The following is a 19,637-nucleotide window of genomic DNA, read 5'->3' as shown; positions in this document are numbered from 1 at the left end:
ACGCTACGCCTCCCAGCCCGCCGGGAGATGGATCATCTTGTGTTCGAGGTACTCGCCGTAGCCCTCCGGCCCGAACTCCCGGCCCAGCCCGCTGTTCTTGTAGCCGCCGAAGGGGCCCAGCATGTCGAGGCTGAAGGTGTTCACGGAGTACGTGCCGGTACGGACCTGCCGCGCGACCTCGATGCCGTGCTCGACGTCCGCCGTCCAGACGCTGCCGGACAGCCCGTAGTCGGAGTCGTTCGCGATCTTCAGGGCCTCGTCCTCGTCGCCGTAGGGGAGCAGGCAGATCACGGGCCCGAAGATCTCCTCCCTTGCTATCCGCATCGAGTTGTCGACATCGCCGAAGAGCGTCGGCTCGACGTACCAGCCACGCTCGAGGCCCGCCGGACGTCCGCCGCCGGTGAGGATCTTGGCGCCCTCCTCCTGGCCGATGCGGATGTAGTCGAGGTTGCGCTGCTGCTGGCGCTTCGCCACCAGCGGGCCGACCTGGGTGGCCGTGTCCAGCGGGTCGCCGACCACCAGCGCGCCCGCGGCGGCGGCGAGGGCCTCGGCGAACTCGTCGTAGCGGGACCGCGGCAGCAGGATGCGACTCTGGGCTACACACGCCTGCCCGTTGTTCATCCAGGCGGCGGGGACGATCCCGGCGACCGTCGTCTCGACGTCCGCGTCCGGCAGCACGACCGCCGCCGACTTGCCGCCCAGCTCCAGCGTCACGCGGGTGAGGTTGCGGGCGGCCACCTCCATCACGCGCTTGCCCGCGGCGACCGAGCCGGTGAAGGCGACCTTGTCGACGCCGGGGTGCCCGACCAGGTACTCGCTGACCTCGCGGTCGGCCGGCAGGATCGACAGCACGCCCTCCGGCAGCCCGGCCTCCTTCGCGATCTCGCCGAGGATGTACGCGTCCAGCGGCGACTCGGGCGACGGCTTGAGCACGACCGTGCAGCCGGTGAGCAGCGCGGGCGCGAGCTTGGCGGCGGCGACGAACTGCGGGACGTTCCAGGGGACGACGGCCGCGACGACCCCGACGGGCTCGCGGCGCACGAGGATGCGGCCGAGCACGCCGGTGCGCGTCTCCTCGTACACATAGTCCCGCGCGACCGTGATCGCCGCGTCCCAGACCATCATCGCGCCGAGCGCCTGGGCGAGGACGCTCCAGGAGTACGGCGATCCGTTCTCGGAGGAGATCACGCGGGCGATCTCCTCGTGCCGTACGGCGATCGCGTCCTTGATCCGGGTGACCACCGCGATCCGCTCGTCCAGCGACATCCGCGGCCAGGGCCCCTCGTCGAACGCGGTGCGCGCGACGGCGACGGCCCGGTCCACGTCCGCCTGCGACGCGTGCGGGACGCGTCCGATGACCTCTTCCGTATGCGGCGAGATCACCTCGATGACGTCCTTGCCGAGGGGGTCGGTCAACTCCCCGCCGATGAACAGCTGTCCGTGTTCCACGAGCTCGGTCATGGCCGACGCCTCCCGCGAGCTGACTCTGACGCTAACGCTTCTGACGGTTCATCAGATACGAAACTGATACCAGTTCCATTCCGAGGAGTCCACGGATCTCACACCACCGGGACGGATGACTCGGGCTACCTTCGGAACTCGTTCTAGTTATAGTGGCCCGGAGACGGCGATGGGGGAGCTCATGGCGCAGGTGTCCGATCACGGCGGTGGCGTGCGGTCGATCCAGGTCCCCATCCCCGACAATCCCCTCGGGCACACGCTCGTGTACGTCGTCGACACCGACCGCGGACCGGTCCTGATCGACACCGGCTGGGACGACCCGACGTCCTGGGACACCCTCGCCGACGGGCTCGCGGCCTGCGGGACGTCACCCGCCGGCATTCACGGCGTGGTCATCACGCATCACCATCCCGACCACCACGGCCTGTCCGCCAAGGTCCTCGAGGCGTCCGGTGCGTGGATCGCGATGCACGAGGCGGACACGGCACTCGTACGACGGGCCCGCTCGACCGGCCCCGGGCGCTGGGCCTCGTACATGACCGGCAAACTCACCGCGGTCGGCGCCCCCGAGGAACACATCGCGCCCCTGCGCTCCCCCCGCCTCCGCTCCGGCGTCCCCGGCCTCTCCCCCGCCCTGCCCGACCGCGAGATCGTCCCCGGCGAACTCCTCGACCTCCCCGGCCGCCGCCTGCGCGCGATCTGGACGCCGGGCCACACACCGGGCCATGTCTGCCTGCACCTGGAAGAGGAACACCCCTCCCAACTCCCCGGCCACGGACGCCTGTTCTCAGGCGACCATCTGCTCCCCGAGATCACCCCGCACATCGGCCTGTACGAGGATCCCGAGGACGCCACCGTCACCGACCCCCTCGGTGACTACCTCGACTCCCTCGAACGCGTAGGCCGCCTGGCCCCCGCCGAGGTCCTCCCCGCCCACCAGCACACCTTCACCGACGCACCCGCCCGCGTACGGGAGTTGCTCACCCACCACGAGGACCGCCTCACCAGCCTCCTCACCCTCCTCGCCGAACCCCTCACCCCCTGGCAACTCGCCGTACGCATGGAGTGGAACCGCCCCTGGGACCAAATCCCGTACGGCTCAAGGAACATCGCCGTGTCGGAGGCCGAGGCCCATCTGCGCCGCCTGGTGAAGCTGGGGCGGGCGGAGGCGGTGACGGGGACGGATCCGGTGGCGTATGTGGCCGTGTGATCTGCCGGCGTGCGTAGATTTAGTCGATGACCATGGATGACCTTCTGGCCGCCGAGCGCGCCTGTGAACGCCTGATCATCGACTTCGTCCACCGCCTCGACCTCGGTGAACCGTCGTCCGTCGCCGACCTGTTCACCGAGGACGGCAGGTGGGAGTGGCCGGAGGGCGAGCGGGTGATCGAGGGGCGGGACGCGTTGCGGGAGTACTTCGGCTCCCGCCCCGCCGACCGGCTGTCCCGGCGCCTGATGACCAACGTCCTGGTGACGGTGACGTCCCCGGACACGGCGACCGCGACCTCGTACTTCACCACCCACCGCATCGACGGCCACAAGGGCGGCATGGCACCGGCGGGTCCCCCGGTCCAGGTCGGCCACTACGAAGACGCCTTCCGCAGGTCCGCCGAAGGCACCTGGCTGCTGACGTCCCGGACCCTCTTCCTCGCCTTCGTCGGGCCGACGCCTAGGGCATGAGAGACCGGATCAAGTCCTCTGCGTCGCCGAGGAGTTCGACCTCTGTCCGGCTCATCGTCGGGTTGGCCGCGCGCCGTCGTCGGGCCTCTGTCAACGCGTTCTCGGTGACGTGGGAGGGGTCGGTGAGGAGGTTTGTGAGGAGGGTGGTGGCGGGGGCGGTGAGGGGGGTGTCGGTGACGGCCACCTGGGCGAGGATCATTGACGAGATGGCCCAGTCCAGGGCCGGTTCGCCCTCCTCCGTGTTGGTCCAGTCGATCACTCGGGGGCCGTCGGCGGTGAGGATGACGTTCTCGGGGTGCAGGTCCAGGTGAAGGATGCGGGCCGTGCCGGAGCGGCGGGCGGGGATGGCGTGCAGGTCGCGGAGGAGGCGGGCGAGGATGGCACCGCCTTCCTGCGGACCCAGCGAACCGGCGACGAACGCCTCCAGCATCGTCGGACCCGACAGGCGTTCCATCACCAGGTCGGTCCGTGAGGAGTCGGACAGCCGCACGCGCGGGACCGGGTAGCCGTACGCGCGCACATGCTCCATTACGACGCCCTCGGCGGCCTGGTCCCCCCATCCCTGCCGGCTGCGGCGCAGGACCCACGCCGCGTCGATCTCGTACACGTCGGCGTCCCGGCCGGAGCCGATCAGTCTCCCCGGTGGCTGCATGCATCGAGCCTAGGCGGAAGTGCGCCCCGAAGGGGCGCGGGGAACTGCGCGACCAGCCCCCACCGGCCCGCAGGCTCAGAACCGCCCCTCAGCCGTTCGAATACAGGCCGGTAGAGTGGGCAGGTCGTCATCACACCCGTACGGGGGGAAGCCGGTGCGAATCCGGCGCTGACCCGCAACCGTGAACCGGTCGTCGAAGGCCGGTGAGCCGGACTGCCCCGTGCGGATCGTGACCGGCTCAGGTGTACCGGCAACCGGCCGGTGCACGGCACCGTCGAGGTATACGGAGCCGAGCCGCCCGGGGTGTCCCCGTGTGCTGCCCGGCTCCCCGCAGGGAGAGGCATCCGCCGATCATGAACGTCCGCCGCAGCGCCGCGGTCCTGGCCGCCCTCGTCGCGATCGGCGCGGCCACGCCCGCCGTCGCCGCCCCGTCCCCCTCCCCGTCGGCGGCGGTACCGGACGGGCTGTACGGCAGCACCGACCCGACGTACGACGGTGTCTGGCGCCAGTCGCTGGCCCTGATCGCGCAGATCAAGTCGGACGTGAAGCCCGCGGCCAAGGCCATCGACTGGCTGCTCAAGCAACAGTGTGCGAACGGGGCGTTCGCGGCCTTCCGCGCCGAACCCGCCAAGGCCTGCGACGCCAAGGTCATGGTCGACACCAACAGCACGGCCGCCGCGGCCCAGGCCCTGTCCCTGGCCGGCGACGGCGACCACATGGACGTCGCCATGAAGGCGGCACAGTGGCTGAAGTCCGTGCAGAACAAGGACGGCGGCTGGGGCTACGCCCCCGGCGGACCCAGCGACGCCAACTCGACCTCCGTCGTCATCGGCGCCCTCAGCGCCATCGGCCAGGACCCCGAGACCGCGGCGACCGACGGCAAGTCCCCCTACGACGCCCTCCGCGAACTGGCCCTGCCCTGCACCGACGGCGGCGCCTTCGCCTACCAGCCGGACAAGAAGGGCAAGCTGACTGCCAACGCGGACGCGACGGCCGCGGCCGTGCTCGCCATGAAGGGCATGAGCATGGAGTCGGCGAAGACCGCCGCCGACACGGACCTCGCCTGCGCCGACGCCACCCGGCCCACCCCGGACCGGGCCGCCGCCAACGGCGCGTCCTACCTGGCCGAGACCGTAGCCAGGGACGGCCACCTGAAGTCCGCGCTCGCCGGAGCCAAGGACCAGCCCGACTACGGCAACACCGCGGACGCGGTCGTCGCCCTAGCCGTGACGGGCGGACCGAAGACCGCACAGAAGCCGCTGACCTGGCTCGAGCAGAACTCCGCGACCTGGGCCGAGCAGAACGGCCCCGCCGCCTACGCCCAGCTGATCCTCGCCGCCCACGCCACCGGCGCCGACCCCCGCGACTTCGGCGGCACGGACCTGGTCAAGCAGCTCAACGCGACGGGCCCCGCCCCGCAGACCACCAAGCAGGCCGCCGCGCCCGCCGAGAAGAGCGACGACGACTCCTCCACCAACGTCTGGTGGATCGTCGGCGTCGGCCTCGTCGCCGGTATCGGCATCGGCTTCCTGCTCAGCGGCCGCAAGAAGAGGCAGCAGCCGTGAGGCTCCGCCGTGCCGCGGCCCTGCTGCTGACGTCGCTCGTCCTGGCGCTCGGCACCGGGCAGGCGCAAGCCGTCGGCTACCGCTACTGGTCGTTCTGGGACCGGGACGCAAACACGTGGACATACGCCACGCAGGGCCCGTCCACCGCAGTCCCCTCCGACGGCGACGTCCAGGGCTTCCGCTTCGCGGTCAGCGAGGACTCGGCAGACGCGACCAAGCCCCGTAGCACGGCCGACTTCGCCTCGATCTGCGCCAACACCCCACCGAAGGACGGCAAGAAGCGGATCGCCCTGGTCCTCGACTTCGGCACGACGACGGACGCACCCGAGGGACAAACCCCACCGCGGCCCCGTACGGCTTGCGCGTCGGTCTCCCCGGACGCAACCTCCGCCGAGGCCCTCGCCACGGTCGCCAAACCCCTCCGCTACAACACCAACGCCCTCCTCTGCGCCATCGCGGGCTACCCGAAGACGGGGTGCGGGGAGCCGGTGACGAAGGAGAACGACAGCAACGACAACGCCTCGAAGCCGACAGAGACAGAGGGCAAGGAGAACGACGGCGGCCCGTCGGTGGGCCTGCTCGCGGGCGCGGGGGTGGTGGCTCTGCTGGGCGCGGCGGCGGTGTGGCAAGCAAGGCGGCGCAGGAATGGCTAGTCACCAGTCTGCAGAGCCTGCGGGCAGTCGTGCCGCTGGGGCGGCACGGGTGGGCGCAGGCGGCACCCGGCCAGCGCCGGTAAGCGAACCCACCCCCGCCCAGCACCGCCCCCGCCCCCGCCCCCAGCTCCACCCCGGCGCCTGGTGGCTCTGGTCCCTCTCCCTCGGCACCGCCGCCACCCGCACCACCAACCCCCTCCTCCTCACCCTCCTCATCGCCGCATCCGCCTACGTCGTAGCCACCTGCCGCGCCAACACCCCCACCGCCCGCTCCTACACCGCGTTCGTCAAACTCGCCCTCGCCGTCATAGCCATCCGCCTCCTCTTCGCGATCGTCCTCGGCTCCCCCATCCCCGGCACGCACACCCTCGTCACCCTCCCCGAAGTCCCCCTCCCGGACTGGGCACAGGGCATCCGCCTGGGCGGCCGGGTCACCGCCGAATCCCTGCTCGCCGCCCTCTACGACGGCCTACGCCTCGCCACCCTCCTCATCTGCGTAGGCGCGGCGAACGCCCTCGCCAACCCGTCCCGCCTCCTCAAGTCCCTCCCCGGCGCGCTGTACGAGATGGGCGTCGCAGTGGTCGTAGCCCTCACCTTCGCGCCGAACCTCATCGCCGACGTCCAGCGCCGCCGAGCCGCCCGCCGCCTGCGTGGCCGCCCCGACAAGGGCATACGGGGCCTCGCCACCGTCGGACTCCCGGTCCTGGAGGGCGCGTTGGAACGCTCCGTCGCCCTCGCCGCCGCGATGGACGCCCGCGGCTACGGCCGTACCGCCGACGTCCCGCCCGCCGTCCGCCGTACGACCACCGCCCTCACCCTCGGCGGCCTGCTCGGCGTCTGCGCGGGAACGTACGGACTACTCACCGCCGAAGGCGGCACGTACGGACTCCCGGTGCTGCTCGCCGGAGTCGCCGCGGCCCTCGCCGGACTCCACCTCGGCGGCCGCCGCTCCCCGCGCACCCGCTACCGCCCGGATCCATGGGGCGCGCACGCCTGGCTGGTCACCGCGTCCGGCGCGGCCGTGGCCGCGGCCCTCACCGTCGCCGCGTCCAACGACCCGGCCGCACTCCACCCCGGCCTCGTCCCCCTGGTCGCCCCCACCCTCCCCCTCTGGCCAGCGGGGGCCGTACTCCTCGCCCTGCTCCCCGCTTTCCTGGTCCCCACCCCGAAGGAACGTCCATGATCCGCTTCGACGATGTCTCCGTGACGTACGACGGAGCGGCCGAACCCACCATCACCGGCGTCGACTTCGAGGTCCCCGAGGGGGAACTGGTCCTGCTCGTCGGCCCGTCAGGCGTCGGCAAGTCGACCGTCCTCGGCACGGTCAGCGGCCTCGTCCCGCACTTCACCGGCGGCACCCTCCACGGCAGGGTCACGGTGGCCGGCCGCGACACCCGCACCCACAAGCCACGCGAACTCGCCGACGTGGTCGGCACGGTGGGCCAGGATCCCCTCTCCCACTTCGTGACGGACATCGTCGAGGACGAACTCGCCTACGGCATGGAGTCGTTGGGCCTGCCCCCGGACGTGATGCGCCGCCGAGTCGAAGAAACCCTGGACCTCCTGGGCCTGGCCGACCTTCGCAACCGCCCGATCTCCACCCTCTCCGGCGGCCAGCAACAACGCGTAGCCATCGGCTCGGTCCTCACCCCCCACCCCAAGGTCCTCGTCCTCGACGAACCGACCTCCGCCCTCGACCCAGCAGCCGCCGAAGAGGTCCTCGCAGTCCTGCAACGCCTGGTCCACGACCTAGGCACCACAGTCCTCATGGCCGAACACCGCCTGGAGCGCGTCGTCCAGTACGCCGACCAGATCGCCCTCTTCCCCTCCCCGGGCACGACCCCGATCCTGGGCACCCCGGCAGAGGTGATGGCCGTGTCGCCGGTGTACCCGCCGGTGGTAAGCCTGGGCCGACTGGCAGGTTGGTCCCCACTCCCCCTGACGGTCCGAGACGCACGCCGACGGGCGGCGGACCTACGGCAACAACTTGAAGAACGGGACAGCATCGCCCCAAAGGGGCGCGGGGAACTGCGCGACCAGCCACACACAACCCGCACCCGCCAACAACCCACACCCCCCACCCCCGTGGGCGCCCCCACCCCCCACCGCTGGTTCCACCGCAAACGCACCCCCACCCCCCAATCCCCTCACGCAGCCGACGTCCGCGCCCTCTCCGTAACCCGCGACCACACCCACGCCCTCCACCACATCACCCTCACCGTCACCCCCGGCGAAACCATCGCCCTCATGGGCCGCAACGGCGCCGGAAAATCCACCCTCCTCAACACCCTGGTCGGCCTCGTAAAACCCACGGAGGGAACCGTCACCACCGGCGGAGACGTCGGCCTGGTCCCCCAGGAACCCCGAGACCTCCTCTACGCCGACACAGTCGCCGGCGAGTGCACAGCCGCAGACGCCGACGCAAGCGCAGAGCCGGGAACCTGCCGCACCCTCGTCTCCGAACTCCTCCCCGGCATCCCGGACGACACGCACCCGCGCGACCTGTCCGAGGGCCAGCGCCTCACGCTCGCGCTGGCGGTCGTCCTCACCGCCCGCCCGCACCTCCTGCTCCTCGACGAGCCGACCCGCGGCCTCGACTACGCGGCGAAGGCCCGCCTGGTCACGCTCCTGCGCGACCTGGCCGCGAAGGGCCACGCGATCATCCTCGCCACCCACGACGTGGAACTCGCCGCCGAACTCGCGCACCGGGTGGTCCTCCTGGCAGAGGGCGAGGTGATCGCCGACGGTCCGACAGCCGACGTCGTCGTGTCGTCCCCCTCCTTCGCCCCGCAGGTCACGAAGATCCTGGCCCCGCAGCGGTGGCTCACGGTCACGCAGGTGAGGGAGGCCCTGGCATGAGTCCTGGCATGAGTGCACGAGTGGTCCCCCTCGGCCCCCGCTCCCTCACCGCCCTCGCCCTCGTCAGCGCGGTGGGAGTGATCGCGTTCGGCTGGCCCTTCCTCGCGCCGCCCACTTCCCAGGTCAGTGCCCACGCCCAGGACGCCCCCTGGCTGTTCGCGGGCCTGCTGGTGCTCCTCGTCGCGGTCGTGGCGGCGACGATCTCCGAGTCGGGGCTCGGCCCGAAGGCGGTGGCGATGCTCGGTGTGCTCGCCGCGACCGGGGCGGCTCTCCGGCCCCTCGGCGCCGGGACGGCGGGCCTCGAGCCGATGTTCTTCCTCATGGTGCTGAGCGGCCGCGTCCTCGGCCCCGGCTTCGGCTTCGTCCTCGGCTCGGTGACCATGTTCGCGTCGGCGCTGCTCACGGGTGGGGTGGGCCCGTGGATGCCGTTCCAGATGCTGGCGATGGGCTGGTTCACGATGGGCGCGGGGCTGCTGCCGGGCGCCGGGCGTCTGCGGGGCCGTAGCGAAATCGTCCTCCTCGCCGCGTACGGATTCCTGGCGGCCTTCGCCTACGGCACGGTGATGAACCTGGCGGGCTGGCCCTTCATGGGTGCGCTCGCCTCGAACATCGCCTTCGACCCGGACGCGGCCGTCCCCGCGAACCTGGCCCGCTTCATCGCGTACTGCGTGGCCACGTCGCTCGGCTGGGACCTGGGCCGTGCGCTCGTCACGGTCGTTCTCACCGTCACGCTCGGCCCGGTGATCCTCAGGGCGCTGCGCCGGGCCACGCGGCGGGCGGCTTTCGAGGCGCCGGTCACATTCGACGCTCCCTCCCCCAGTGCCTTAAGGGCCTGGGAGGTACCCCCAGGGTGAGAAGGCGTGGACCGTCTGTCAGCGAGGCGGTGAACCACCCCACATGACTCAGATCACCTACGATCCCGCTTAGTCGGACAAATCGGATGCCATGCCCACGCCATTCCACCCTCTGACCTGCACATAGAGAGCCACGTCACACGGACCACGATCACCCCAGATGCGACCACAACTAGTAAAAGGGGTCATTGCGGACCCCCTCCCGGCCTGTTCTTCTGGATGACGTCGCACGGCGCCGACGTGCCCCTCAGGGCCGCGGCGCCGACGCATGCTCCCCCCGCCTCCGTGCGGCACCGGCATGTCCGCGGCGCACTGTCCCCGAAGAAAAAGGTTCTCCGTGTCTGTCTCCCGCATCGCTCGCCGCATCGCGTCCCCGAAGAAGGCCCTCACGACCGCCGCCGTGGCCGCTGCCGCCACCGGCCTGGTCCTGACCGCGGCCCCGGCGCACGCGGCGCCCGCTTCCTCCGCCGCCCAGGCGAAGGCGATCGCGAAGCAGATGATCCCGAGCACCGCTCAGTACAACGCCTTCAGCAAGATCGTCGAGCACGAGAGCGGCTGGGACGTCGACGCGATGAACGCCTCCTCCGGCGCCTACGGCCTGGTCCAGGCCCTGCCGGGCTCGAAGATGGCCTCGGCCGGCTCCGATTGGAAGACCAACGCCAAGACCCAGATCGAGTGGGGCCTCGACTACATGAACGACCGCTACGGCAGCCCGGTCGGCGCCTGGAACTTCTGGCAGGCCAACGGCTGGTACTGATCCCGGCCCCCACAGCAGGCGAAGGCGGCGGCCCCCCGATCCCCGGGGCCGCCGCCTTCGCCGTACCCGCTTTTCCTCACTCGTAGGACTCCAGCGTGCCGCGGCGGCGGATGTCGAGGGTGGCGCAGTGGAACGAGCCGCCGAACGGGGCGTAGTGCATCAGGTCGGACGGGACCGGCTCGAAGCCCCAGGATTCGAGGGCGCGCAGCATCCTGGTGTGGTGGCGTTCCGCGATCACGCGGGTGCCGTCGAGCACGAGGACGTTCATGCTGAGCCACTTGCCGCACATCGAGGTGACCTTGAGCAGGCGCTCGTCGATCGGGTCCGGCTCGGGGGCGATGAGGACGTCCCAGGACTTCAGGACGTCGGGGAGGTGGTCCACGTCGATGTACTCGGGGTTGACCAGGACCTTTCCCGGCGCCAGCGGGAGGAAGGTCGTGTCGATGTGCATCGGCGTGCGGCAGCGGCTCTCGATCTCGTGGATGCGGTAGCCGGGGCCGAGATGGCGGCGCAGCCACTCGATGCCCATGCGGTTGGTGACGTTGCTCCGGGTGACGAAGATGTCCCGTCCCGCGCGTACGAAGTCGGCCGCGTCGAAGACCGGTTCAAACTCGGTGAGGATGTAGCGCATCGGCTCGCCGGGCCTCGGGACGCGGAAGTCCGGGTCGAAGAGGTCGTCGGTGAGCTGCGGCTTCGGGGCCGCCGTCCAGCGCGCGCCGCGCCGGAAGTAGTCCTTCAGGAGCGTGCGGTAGGGGTGGGTCTCGAAATACCGGCACGGCCAGGCCATTGGCGTCTCGATGATCTCGTCGCCGATCACGAGCATGCTGTCGCGCGGGCAGCTGGTGCAGAAGCCGTACGACGACCAGTCGGGGGTGCCGAAGCGCCGCCGCTGGTCGACCGGGTCGGGGCGGGTGACCGTGATGCCGAGGGAGCGCAGCAGCTCGACGAACTGATCGAGTTCCTGCTGGGCCGGCTCGATCAACCTTCGCGGATACCGCAGGCCGGCGGCGATCCCCTGCATCCGTGCCGCCCACCCCGGGATGTTGCAGGTCACGACCGGGTGGCCGGAGGGGATGGTGGCGCCGTCGACACGTCCGACGACGACCTCCTCCAGCGGGTCCCACTCATTGTGGGAATTGACCGGGGAGGCGAGGGGCTCCGCTGTGGGCGCAGCAGTGGTTGAGGTTGCGGTCATGTTCCGGCGCTTTCGGTCACGGGCTGGCAAAGGGTGGGTCACCGAGTTGCCAAATCTCCGCGAGTCATGCCCTCGCTACGTCCTGTGAGATGTCGCTGTCGCGGGGGAGGCAGGAACGGGGCGTAGGGGGATGCTCCTGCCTCCCTCGGGACGGGCCGGCGGCGCGCCGGGAGCAGCCGCCGGCCCGAGCGTCAGGCCAGGCTCACCTGGAGTTCCTTCACGCCGTTGATCCACGCCGAGCGCAGCCGCCGCGGGTCACCCACCAGCCGTAGATCCGGCATCGCGTCGGCGATCGCGTTGAAGATCAGGTCGATCTCCAGGACGGCCAGGGACTTGCCGAGGCAGTAGTGCGGGCCTCCCCCGCCGAAGCCGAGGTGCGGGTTCGGGTCGCGGGTGATGTCGAAGGTGTCGGGATTGTCGAACACCTCGGGGTCGTGGTTGGCGGCGGCGTAGAAGAGGCCTACGCGGTCGCCCTTCTTGATCTGCTTGCCCCCCAGCTCCGTGTCCTGGGTGGCCGTGCGCTGGAAGGAGTTGACCGGGGTCGCCCAGCGGACGATCTCCTCGGCGGCCGTCGCGGGACGCTCCGCCTTGTACAGCTCCCACTGCTCGGGGTTCGTGAGGAAGGCGTGCATGCCGTGGGTGATGGCGTTGCGTGTGGTCTCGTTGCCCGCCACGGCCAGCATCAGCACGAAGAACCCGAACTCGTCCGAGTTGAGGTTGCCTTCGTCCTCGGCCGACACCAGGGTCGTCACGATGTCCTTCGCGGGACACTGCTTGCGGTCGGCGGCCATGTTCATCGCGTAGGCGATGAGCTCGGTGGCCGACTCCTGGCCGACCTCCTCGGTGATCGCGTACTCCGGATCGTCGTACGAGATCATCTTGTTGGACCAGTCGAAGATCTTGGCCCGGTCGTCCTGCGGGATGCCGATCAGCTCGGCGATGGCCTGGAGGGGCAGTTCGCAGGCGACGGAGGTGACGAAGTCGAAGGGGCCGGGGTGGGCGCGGGCCTCCGCCACGATGGAGCCCGCCCTCGCCCTCAGCCGGTCCTCCAACGCCCGTATGGCGCGCGGTGTGAAGACCCGCTGGACGATCTGGCGGACCCGGGTGTGCTCCGGCGGATCCATGTTGAGCAGGATCAGGCGCTGGGCGTCGATCGCGTCCCGCTCGATGTGCTCGTTGAAGCGGATGATCGCGGTGTTGAGGGTGGAGGAGTAGAGCTCGGGGTGCGTGGAGACGTACTTGACATCCGCGTGCCGGGTGACGGCCCAGTACCCCTCGTCCTGGAAACCCGCCAGGTTGGACGCCTGGGGGATCCAGCGGACCGGTTCGGCACGGCGCAGCTCGGCGAACTCCGGCAGCGGGACTCGGTGTTGCAGCAGATCGGGGTCGGTGAAGTCGAACCCGTCGGGAAGCGCTGGACAGGACATCGGCGGCTCCGGCCATCTGACGGTCCATCAGTAATGGGGAATCGCCGTGAAGGTAGTAACGGGTTCTACAAGTAGCAAGGGGTACGGCGCCCCCAATTGCGTGCAGAACTCGTGCAGATCGCAACTTCGGAGGCTGCACGACCCTTGCGGCAATGGACGGCGTGTCAGCAAACTGCTGACAGAACTAGAACGCGTACTAGTTCTGCGTGGCGGGCTGGGCCGGGACGCCCCCGCGCCGCGCGGGTCACCCGAGGAAGGACCACCCCCATGGCCGCGGAACCCGTGATCGTCGAAGCCGTACGCACCCCCATCGGCAAGCGCGGCGGCGCGCTCGCCAACCTCCACCCCGCCTATCTCCTGGGCGAGACCTACCGTGAACTCCTCGGCCGCACCGGCATCCCCGCCGACTGCGTCGAGCAGATCGTCGGCGGCACCGTCACCCACGCCGGCGAGCAGTCCATGAACCCCGCGCGCACCGCGTGGCTGACCATGGGCCTGCCGTACGAGACGGCCGCCACGACCGTCGACTGCCAGTGCGGCTCCTCCCAGCAGGCCTCCCACATGGTGGCCAACATGATCGCCGCGGGCGTCATCGATGTCGGCATCAGCTGCGGCGTCGAAGCCATGTCGCGCGTGCCGCTGGGGTCGGGATCCAAGCACGGGCCCGGGAAGCCGTTCCCCGACGAGTGGAACGTCGACCTGCCCAACCAGTTCGAGGCGGCGGAACGGATCGCGCGCCATCGTGGGCTGACCCGCGAGAACGTCGACTCCCTCGGACTCATCTCCCAGGAACGGGCCGCGGGCGCCTGGGCCGAGGAACGGTTCAAGCGCGAGACCTTCGCCGTCCAGGTGCCGACCACCGAGGACGAGCAGCGCGCCGGACAGGGCATGTGGCGGCTCGTGGACAAGGACGAAGGCCTGCGCGACACGTCCATGGAGGCGCTGGCCGGCTTGAAGCCGGTCATGCCGACAGCCATCCATACGGCGGGCAACTCGTCGCAGATCTCCGACGGGTCGGCCGCGATCATGTGGGCGTCGAAGCGGATGGCACGAGCGTTGAAACTCCGCCCCCGGGCCCGGATCGTCGCCCAGGCCCTCGTCGGCGCCGACCCGCACTTCCACCTCGACGGGCCGATCGACGCGACGCGTGCCGTGCTGGGCAAGGCGGGCATGACGTTGAAGGACATCGACATCGTCGAGATCAACGAGGCCTTCGCCTCCGTGGTGCTGAGCTGGACCCAGGTCTTCGAGCAGGACCTGGCGAAGGTCAACGTCAACGGTGGCGCCATTGCCCTTGGGCATCCGGTGGGCGCGACAGGGGCCCGCCTGATCACCACCGCCCTGCATGAACTGGAGCGCGCGGACAAGGAGTTCGCCCTCATCACCATGTGCGCGGGTGGCGCGCTGTCCACCGGCACGATCATTCAGCGGCTGTAGCCACCGGTCGTTGACCTGCGGGTCAACCGGACGTCGGACGAACAACGCCTTCGGGCCGGATACTTGCGCGATTCCGATCCCCGCGTGAAAGGGAACGCGCATGCCCTTCCGGAAATCCGCGCGCACGTGGCGCCTGCCCGTGCGCGCGGCCTGCTCCCTGGCCGCACTGCTGTCGACGTCGCTCGTCGCCGCCCCGACCGCCGCGGCCTCGGAGCTCGCGCCCTTCGAGGCCGTCGACCAGTTCATCGGCACCGAGATGGACACGACCCAGAACAAGAGCAACGACGCGTACGGCAACACCTACCCGGGCGCCGCGGTGCCGTTCGGGATGGTGCAGTCGAGCCCGACCACGTACAAGCCGGGCCCGGCGCTCGTCGGTGAGAAGGGCGGGTACGAATACACGGCCGACCTCATCCGCGGATTCGGCATGACGCGGTACTCGGGCTCCGGCTGCACGGGCCGCTACGGCGGCTACGAGTTCCCGGTGATCCCCTTCGCCGGAAACCTCGACAACGATGTCCTGCCGGTCGATCCCTCGACGAACATCAAGGACTACTACCTCGGCTTCGACCACGCGAACGAGACCGCCGAACCCGGCTACTACTCGGTCGACCTGGACAACGGCGTCACCGCCGGACTCACGGCGAGCGCGCGCACGTCCGTGAGCACCTTCGACTTCCCCAGGAGCGGCGATTCGACGCTCCTCCTCGACGTGTCGGGGCCGAACAACCGCACCTTCGGCAGCGAGGTGACGATCGACCCCGAGACCCGCACCGTGAGCGGATGGACGTACGGCGTCGACGTGTGCGACAACGGCAACTACTACAAGGCGTACTTCTCGACCACGTACGACAGGGACTTCGCGTCGTACGGCGTCTGGAAGGACGGCGCGATGACCGCCGGCGCGACGCACGTCCTGAAGAGCACGGACGACGTGGGCGTCGACTACCGGCACGACACCGGCGCCTGGATCACCTTCGCCGACGGCGCCAAGGTGACCTCGAAGACCGGCCTCAGCTACGTCAGCGTCGAGAACGCCGCCGAGAACCGTGACCGGGAAGTCGGCAGGGCGGGCTTCGGCACGGTCCGGGACCGGGCGGCACGCCTGTGGAAGGACGCGCTCGGCACGATCGACGTCGACGGCGGCACCGACGAGCGGCGTACGACGTTCTACACGGCCCTCTACCACGCCTTCCTGCACCCGAACATCCGCGACGACGTGAACGGCGAGTACCTCGGCTACGACAACAAGGTCCACACCGTCGAGCGCGGCCGTCACTTCTACAAGAACTTCGCGGGCTCCGGCTGGGACATGTACCGCAGCCAGGCGCAGCTCATCGGGCTCACGTTCCCGAAGGTCGCGAGCGACATCAACCAGTCGATCGTGCAGCTCACCCGGCAGACGGGCTCCTGGGCGCCTGGAGCGGCCCGTATGCAGGGGGACAACCTCCAGGTGATCGTGTCGACCCTCGACGACATGGGGGCGACCGACTACGACCGCGAGGCCGCGCTGAAGTCCATGGTCTCCACGCAGCGGCTCCCGGCGACGCGGACGACCCGCACGGACGGCTACCAGTACCTCGCCACCGGGATGATCGAGAACCGCAAGGGTGACTTCGCGACCTCACGGGTCCTGGAGTACTCCATCGACGACTTCGCGATCGCCCAGCTGGCCCAGCGGCTCGGCGACAAGCGGTCGTACGACGTCTTCATGGCGCGTGCCCAGAACTGGATGAACGTCTTCGATCCGCAGACCCGGCACATCCGCCCGCGCGAACGCACCGGCTTCGACCGGAACTTCGACCTGCGGGTACGTGAGGACGGCGCGGGGCGCGGCCAGTTCAACCAGTCCACCGGCTACCAGTACGGCTGGCTCGTCCCGCACAATCTCGCGGCGCTCATCGAGAAGCGCGGCGGGATCGAGGCGTCGACGGCGGCGCTCGACGTCCTGATGGAGCAGCTGGACGCGGGCGCGTACACCCAGACCGGGAACTACCTCTCCAACCAGCCGGCGTTCAGCACCCCCTGGGTCTACAACTGGCTGCGGGCACCCGAGAAGACAACGGACGTGCTGTACCGAGCGGTTGAGGAGCTGTACGACACCTCGCCGTCCGGCCTGCCGGGCAACGACGACCAGGGTTCGCTGAGCGCGTGGTACGTCTTCGCCCACCTCGGTGTGTCCCCGACGATCTACGGCACCGGTGACCTCGTCGTCAGCGCGCCGATGTTCGAGAGGATCACCATCGATCCCGTGGGCGTGGACCGCCGGGACATCAGGATCAGGGCCAAGGGCGTCGAGGACGGGAAGCGGTACACCACCGGGCTGCGCGTCAACCGGGCGGCGCAGAGCGCGACTTGGATCGATGCGGGGTTCGTGCGCTCCGGGGGCACGCTCGACTTCTCGATGGCGGCCACTCCGGGGACATGGGGCACCGGTGCCGGCGACGTGCCGCCCTCCTACGCCGACGGCACCGACGCGCGCAACAACGCCGGTACGACCCCCGACGGGCGGGGCGACCTCGGCTCACTCGACCTCAGCGACTGGTCCCTCTCCCGCGAGAGCCTCGCGGCGGCCGGTGCGTCTCCCGGCGCCCGGCTCCCGCTCGCCGGTACGGGGATCACGTTCACCTGGCCCGACACCGCGCCGGGCACGCCGGACAACTGGATCCCGCACGGCCAGCGCATCGACCTGCCGAACGCACGGGCCGACAGCGTCTCCTTCCTCGGCCTGGCGACGAACGGCCCTGCGGCGGGAACGGCGACGGTGGTCTACACGGACGGCTCGACTCAGCGGGTCCCCCTCGAACTCGGCGACTGGGCCGCGCCCGCGTCGGCAGGCAACACGGCGCTCGTCACCGTGACGGGCCGCAACAACACGGCCGGACCGAGCACCGACGGCACGTTCCGCGTGTTCGCGACGAGTCCGGCTGCGCTCGCCCCCGGGAAGGTCGTGGACGCGGTTCTCCTGCCGGAGGGCAGCGATCGGGGGGTGATGCACGTCTTCGACGTCGCGACGCAGGGGTCATAAAAGCTGTTTCTGAACCTCGCTCGAAGCGACGGATGCGACTTGGGACCGGTCCCGGGCCGGCGTCGGTATCGTCCGCGAGATGTCTTCCGATGACTCGCACAGACCACCGGCGCCGGCCGTCGCAGCGGCTGGGACCCACATTCACCACACTCGCGCTGCCGACGACCCCGACCTGCCACCCAGGGGTACCGCTACTGTCGCGCTACCGCCGGACCGGGCACCGAAGGTGAGCATCTGGACCACAACTACCTCAGGGAAGGCAAATGACCAGCTGTAGAGCGGTGCATGCACAGATGCCCCTCATCCTGCTTGGCAGCCTCGCCGCAACACCGATGCGGGGGAGGGGGCTCGATGCGCTGGCGATCGCTTAATGGTGAACGACGGACGGTCACCGGCGCCATCCGACTCGGCGACGACGCGATCGCTCGCGGCCAGTGGGACCTTGCCCTGCACCACTATGGGAAGGCCAGCCACCATGCGGTCAAGGTCGCCCAGGCGGGAGAAAGCGACCAGGACCAAGCGGTATTGGGCTCCGTCTACTACAACCTGGCTGAGCTCCGCGTGAAGACCGGCGAAGTCTCGATGGCCTGGCTGTGCGCGCTCCAGGCCTGCCAGGTGTACGGCCGGCTGGACCCCACGAACGCTCGTCCCACCGCCGTGTACTCCTGCCTCACGGACCCCCTGGCCAAGGAACGGATTGCCCTGAACGCCGACGCCCGATCCCGCTACGTCCTGCTCAGTGCAGGCTTGGTGCGGGAGTTCGGGTCTCAGGCCCTACGGGTGGACATCGGTGGCGGTGCACTCGACGGGATCACCGATGTCCGCGAAGTGGTCGAACAGATCGGTGAATCAGCTGTGCGCACCTACCAGGAGCTGGTGCGTCACAACACCGTCTACACCGAGGCCGACGTCACCCGCACCCGAGAGCGCGTTGCCAAGGCACGCAGCATCATCGGCTCCTGATCAGTGCTCCGGACGTCCAGGAGATGAAGGTCGTGAACGCGGCGGGATCGAGGGTGAGCATCGGTCCCGCCGGGTTCTTGGAGTCGCGGATGGCTACGCAGGTGGGGGCTTCGGCGATCTCTACGCACTCGCCGCCTTGGTCACTGCTGTGTGTGGACTTGCGCCAGGCCAAGGGCCCCAGAGGCGAGCACTCGACGCACTGGCCCCCCTGGTCACTGCTGTAGCTGGACTTACGCCACTGGACCCCTGCCGGAATCGCATTGCTCGCCATAGCGTTCCTCCATTACGCACCGGATCAGGTCCGCCGAATCCCTGAGGGAGAGCGCGGCGGCTTGAAGATGATCGTAACGGAGCGAGCAGTCCTTGACGGTGTCCGGATTGGCGGTCGGATGTCCGCTGCCGTACCCCTCGGTATAGACAATGGTCGGGTCGCTCGCGAAGCGATAGAGGTCGAACGAGCCTGTCAACCCCGCGTGCGCCCCCGCCGAGAACGGCAGCACCTGGATGTTGATCCGAGGGTTGTTCTCGAAGGACAACAGTTGGGCTAGTTGGCCCCTCATCGTCTCGGAGCCGCCGATCCCCTGGTATAGGGCCGCCTCACTGAGGATCGCCCAGAAGACCGGCGGGTCCGACTTCTCGAAGAGGCGCTGACGGGCCAGCCGTACAGCGGTGCGATCTTCCAGGTTGCTCTCGTCCAGGGCGCCGAGCACGGCACGTGCGTAAGCCTTGGTCTGAAGCAGACCGAGAACCATGTGGTCCTGGAAGGAGCAGATCTCGATCGCCCGCGCCTCCAGTTCCGCCACCTGCTGAAACCAGGCCGGCAGTTGACTCCGCAGCACCAGATCGACCAGCCGGTACAGCAACCCGCCCGTCTCCAGCGCCGCATCCGCCCGCTGGCTGAACTCCGGCGTCGGGAGCTTCCGGGCCGTCTCGATCTGGCCGACCATCGAACCGGTGTAGTTGAGGATGTCCCCGAGCTGCTTCTGCGTCAGACCGGCGACCTCCCGGTGGCGGCGCAGCTCGAAGCCGTAGTAGTCGAGCGGTGAGGCCCCGGGATCCAGGACATTGATGTGCGTCACTAACAGCCCCCACTGCAGAGCTAGTTG

At 69.7% G+C, this 19,637-nt stretch carries 17 protein-coding genes; 11 read left to right on the top strand and 6 right to left on the bottom strand.

Annotated elements, in window-relative coordinates; translation table 11 throughout:
- Nucleotides 1-3: 3 nt before the first annotated feature.
- On the bottom strand, nucleotides 4-1,461 hold the full coding sequence (locus tag OG828_RS34660; protein ID WP_328440934.1) for an aldehyde dehydrogenase: 1,458 nt from the start codon (nucleotides 1,459-1,461) through the stop codon (nucleotides 4-6).
- Between the two features lie 181 nt (nucleotides 1,462-1,642).
- On the opposite strand from OG828_RS34660, the gene OG828_RS34655 reads away from it, so the two are divergent.
- Nucleotides 1,643-2,671 (top strand): MBL fold metallo-hydrolase, encoded by a 1,029-nt coding sequence (locus OG828_RS34655; protein WP_328504993.1) that lies wholly within the window; start codon nucleotides 1,643-1,645, stop codon nucleotides 2,669-2,671.
- 26 nt (nucleotides 2,672-2,697) lie between these two features.
- Nucleotides 2,698-3,141 carry a nuclear transport factor 2 family protein gene (locus OG828_RS34650; protein ID WP_328440933.1) on the top strand — a complete coding sequence of 148 codons (444 nt, stop codon included), beginning with the start codon at nucleotides 2,698-2,700 and terminating at the stop codon, nucleotides 3,139-3,141.
- On the opposite strand, the gene OG828_RS34645 is transcribed toward OG828_RS34650, so the two are convergent.
- Nucleotides 3,131-3,793: a phosphotransferase gene (locus OG828_RS34645; RefSeq protein ID WP_328503385.1), complete on the bottom strand. Its 663-nt coding sequence runs from the start codon at nucleotides 3,791-3,793 to the stop codon at nucleotides 3,131-3,133. The genes OG828_RS34650 and OG828_RS34645 overlap by 11 nt on opposite strands.
- A gap of 353 nt (nucleotides 3,794-4,146) precedes the next feature.
- Here OG828_RS34645 and OG828_RS34640 point away from each other — a divergent pair, with 353 nt between their 5' ends.
- From OG828_RS34640 to OG828_RS34615, 6 genes are all read left to right on the top strand, one after another.
- Nucleotides 4,147-5,358 (top strand): prenyltransferase/squalene oxidase repeat-containing protein, encoded by a 1,212-nt coding sequence (locus tag OG828_RS34640; protein ID WP_328503384.1) that lies wholly within the window; start codon nucleotides 4,147-4,149, stop codon nucleotides 5,356-5,358.
- Entirely contained in the window at nucleotides 5,355-6,011 is a 657-nt protein-coding gene (locus OG828_RS34635; RefSeq protein WP_328503383.1) for an SCO2322 family protein, read from the top strand. Before OG828_RS34640 ends, OG828_RS34635 begins: the two co-directional genes overlap by 4 nt.
- 49 nt (nucleotides 6,012-6,060) lie before the next feature.
- Nucleotides 6,061-7,194 (top strand): energy-coupling factor transporter transmembrane component T, encoded by a 1,134-nt coding sequence (locus tag OG828_RS34630; protein WP_328503382.1) that lies wholly within the window; start codon nucleotides 6,061-6,063, stop codon nucleotides 7,192-7,194.
- Nucleotides 7,191-8,870 (top strand): ABC transporter ATP-binding protein, encoded by a 1,680-nt coding sequence (locus OG828_RS34625; protein WP_328503381.1) that lies wholly within the window; start codon nucleotides 7,191-7,193, stop codon nucleotides 8,868-8,870. The genes OG828_RS34630 and OG828_RS34625 overlap by 4 nt, the downstream gene beginning before the upstream one ends.
- Nucleotides 8,871-8,878: 8 nt before the next feature.
- Nucleotides 8,879-9,724, top strand: coding sequence for an ECF transporter S component (locus tag OG828_RS34620; RefSeq protein ID WP_443062458.1), 846 nt, complete (start codon nucleotides 8,879-8,881; stop codon nucleotides 9,722-9,724).
- 337 nt (nucleotides 9,725-10,061) lie between these two features.
- Nucleotides 10,062-10,481: a transglycosylase SLT domain-containing protein gene (locus tag OG828_RS34615; RefSeq protein ID WP_210582664.1), complete on the top strand. Its 420-nt coding sequence runs from the start codon at nucleotides 10,062-10,064 to the stop codon at nucleotides 10,479-10,481.
- A gap of 76 nt (nucleotides 10,482-10,557) precedes the next feature.
- Here the strand turns inward: OG828_RS34615 and OG828_RS34610 are convergent, their stop codons facing one another.
- Together OG828_RS34610 and OG828_RS34605 are read right to left on the bottom strand one after the other, a co-directional pair.
- A complete protein-coding gene (locus OG828_RS34610; protein WP_328503379.1) occupies nucleotides 10,558-11,676 on the bottom strand; it encodes an amidinotransferase in 1,119 nt (372 codons plus the stop codon).
- A gap of 191 nt (nucleotides 11,677-11,867) precedes the next feature.
- A complete protein-coding gene (locus OG828_RS34605; RefSeq protein WP_328365526.1) occupies nucleotides 11,868-13,103 on the bottom strand; it encodes a cytochrome P450 in 1,236 nt (411 codons plus the stop codon).
- A 267-nt stretch (nucleotides 13,104-13,370) separates the two neighbouring features.
- Here OG828_RS34605 and OG828_RS34600 point away from each other — a divergent pair, with 267 nt between their 5' ends.
- The 3 genes from OG828_RS34600 (at nucleotide 13,371) to OG828_RS34590 (ending at nucleotide 18,531) form a co-directional block, all read left to right on the top strand.
- Nucleotides 13,371-14,540: a steroid 3-ketoacyl-CoA thiolase gene (locus OG828_RS34600; RefSeq protein ID WP_328365523.1), complete on the top strand. Its 1,170-nt coding sequence runs from the start codon at nucleotides 13,371-13,373 to the stop codon at nucleotides 14,538-14,540.
- 100 nt (nucleotides 14,541-14,640) lie between these two features.
- The gene (locus tag OG828_RS34595; RefSeq protein WP_328503378.1) at nucleotides 14,641-17,568 is read left to right on the top strand and encodes a GH92 family glycosyl hydrolase; all 2,928 of its coding nucleotides are present in this window, start codon (nucleotides 14,641-14,643) and stop codon (nucleotides 17,566-17,568) included.
- 351 nt (nucleotides 17,569-17,919) lie between these two features.
- On the top strand, nucleotides 17,920-18,531 hold the full coding sequence (locus tag OG828_RS34590; RefSeq protein WP_328503377.1) for a hypothetical protein: 612 nt from the start codon (nucleotides 17,920-17,922) through the stop codon (nucleotides 18,529-18,531).
- Here the strand turns inward: OG828_RS34590 and OG828_RS34585 are convergent.
- Both OG828_RS34585 and OG828_RS34580 read right to left on the bottom strand, forming a co-directional pair.
- Nucleotides 18,518-18,802: a DUF397 domain-containing protein gene (locus OG828_RS34585; protein WP_328503376.1), complete on the bottom strand. Its 285-nt coding sequence runs from the start codon at nucleotides 18,800-18,802 to the stop codon at nucleotides 18,518-18,520. The two genes, OG828_RS34590 and OG828_RS34585, sit on opposite strands and share 14 nt — an antisense overlap.
- Nucleotides 18,762-19,610: a helix-turn-helix domain-containing protein gene (locus tag OG828_RS34580; protein WP_328503375.1), complete on the bottom strand. Its 849-nt coding sequence runs from the start codon at nucleotides 19,608-19,610 to the stop codon at nucleotides 18,762-18,764. Before OG828_RS34580 ends, OG828_RS34585 begins: the two co-directional genes overlap by 41 nt.
- Nucleotides 19,611-19,637 lie beyond the last annotated feature (27 nt).

This window comes from Streptomyces sp. NBC_00457 (assembly GCF_036014015.1).
Lineage (GTDB): Bacteria > Actinomycetota > Actinomycetes > Streptomycetales > Streptomycetaceae > Streptomyces.
The sequence above is the reverse complement of the archived record's forward strand: the minus strand, read 5'-3'. Positions and strand labels throughout refer to the sequence as shown.

What these genes read in the sequence shown, in the direction of transcription:
- OG828_RS34660 (WP_328440934.1), bottom strand. Translation starts at nt 1,461, where the DNA reads ATGACCGAGCTCGTGGAACACGGACAGCTGTTCATCGGCGGGGAGTTG.
- OG828_RS34620 (WP_443062458.1), top strand. Translation starts at nt 8,879, where the DNA reads ATGAGTGCACGAGTGGTCCCCCTCGGCCCCCGCTCCCTCACCGCCCTC.
- OG828_RS34640 (WP_328503384.1), top strand. Translation starts at nt 4,147, where the DNA reads ATGAACGTCCGCCGCAGCGCCGCGGTCCTGGCCGCCCTCGTCGCGATC.
- OG828_RS34645 (WP_328503385.1), bottom strand. Translation starts at nt 3,793, where the DNA reads ATGCAGCCACCGGGGAGACTGATCGGCTCCGGCCGGGACGCCGACGTG.
- OG828_RS34605 (WP_328365526.1), bottom strand. Translation starts at nt 13,103, where the DNA reads ATGTCCTGTCCAGCGCTTCCCGACGGGTTCGACTTCACCGACCCCGAT.
- OG828_RS34600 (WP_328365523.1), top strand. Translation starts at nt 13,371, where the DNA reads ATGGCCGCGGAACCCGTGATCGTCGAAGCCGTACGCACCCCCATCGGC.
- OG828_RS34650 (WP_328440933.1), top strand. Translation starts at nt 2,698, where the DNA reads ATGACCATGGATGACCTTCTGGCCGCCGAGCGCGCCTGTGAACGCCTG.
- OG828_RS34625 (WP_328503381.1), top strand. Translation starts at nt 7,191, where the DNA reads ATGATCCGCTTCGACGATGTCTCCGTGACGTACGACGGAGCGGCCGAA.
- OG828_RS34655 (WP_328504993.1), top strand. Translation starts at nt 1,643, where the DNA reads ATGGCGCAGGTGTCCGATCACGGCGGTGGCGTGCGGTCGATCCAGGTC.
- OG828_RS34595 (WP_328503378.1), top strand. Translation starts at nt 14,641, where the DNA reads ATGCCCTTCCGGAAATCCGCGCGCACGTGGCGCCTGCCCGTGCGCGCG.
- OG828_RS34590 (WP_328503377.1), top strand. Translation starts at nt 17,920, where the DNA reads ATGCGCTGGCGATCGCTTAATGGTGAACGACGGACGGTCACCGGCGCC.
- OG828_RS34585 (WP_328503376.1), bottom strand. Translation starts at nt 18,802, where the DNA reads ATGGCGAGCAATGCGATTCCGGCAGGGGTCCAGTGGCGTAAGTCCAGC.
- OG828_RS34610 (WP_328503379.1), bottom strand. Translation starts at nt 11,676, where the DNA reads ATGACCGCAACCTCAACCACTGCTGCGCCCACAGCGGAGCCCCTCGCC.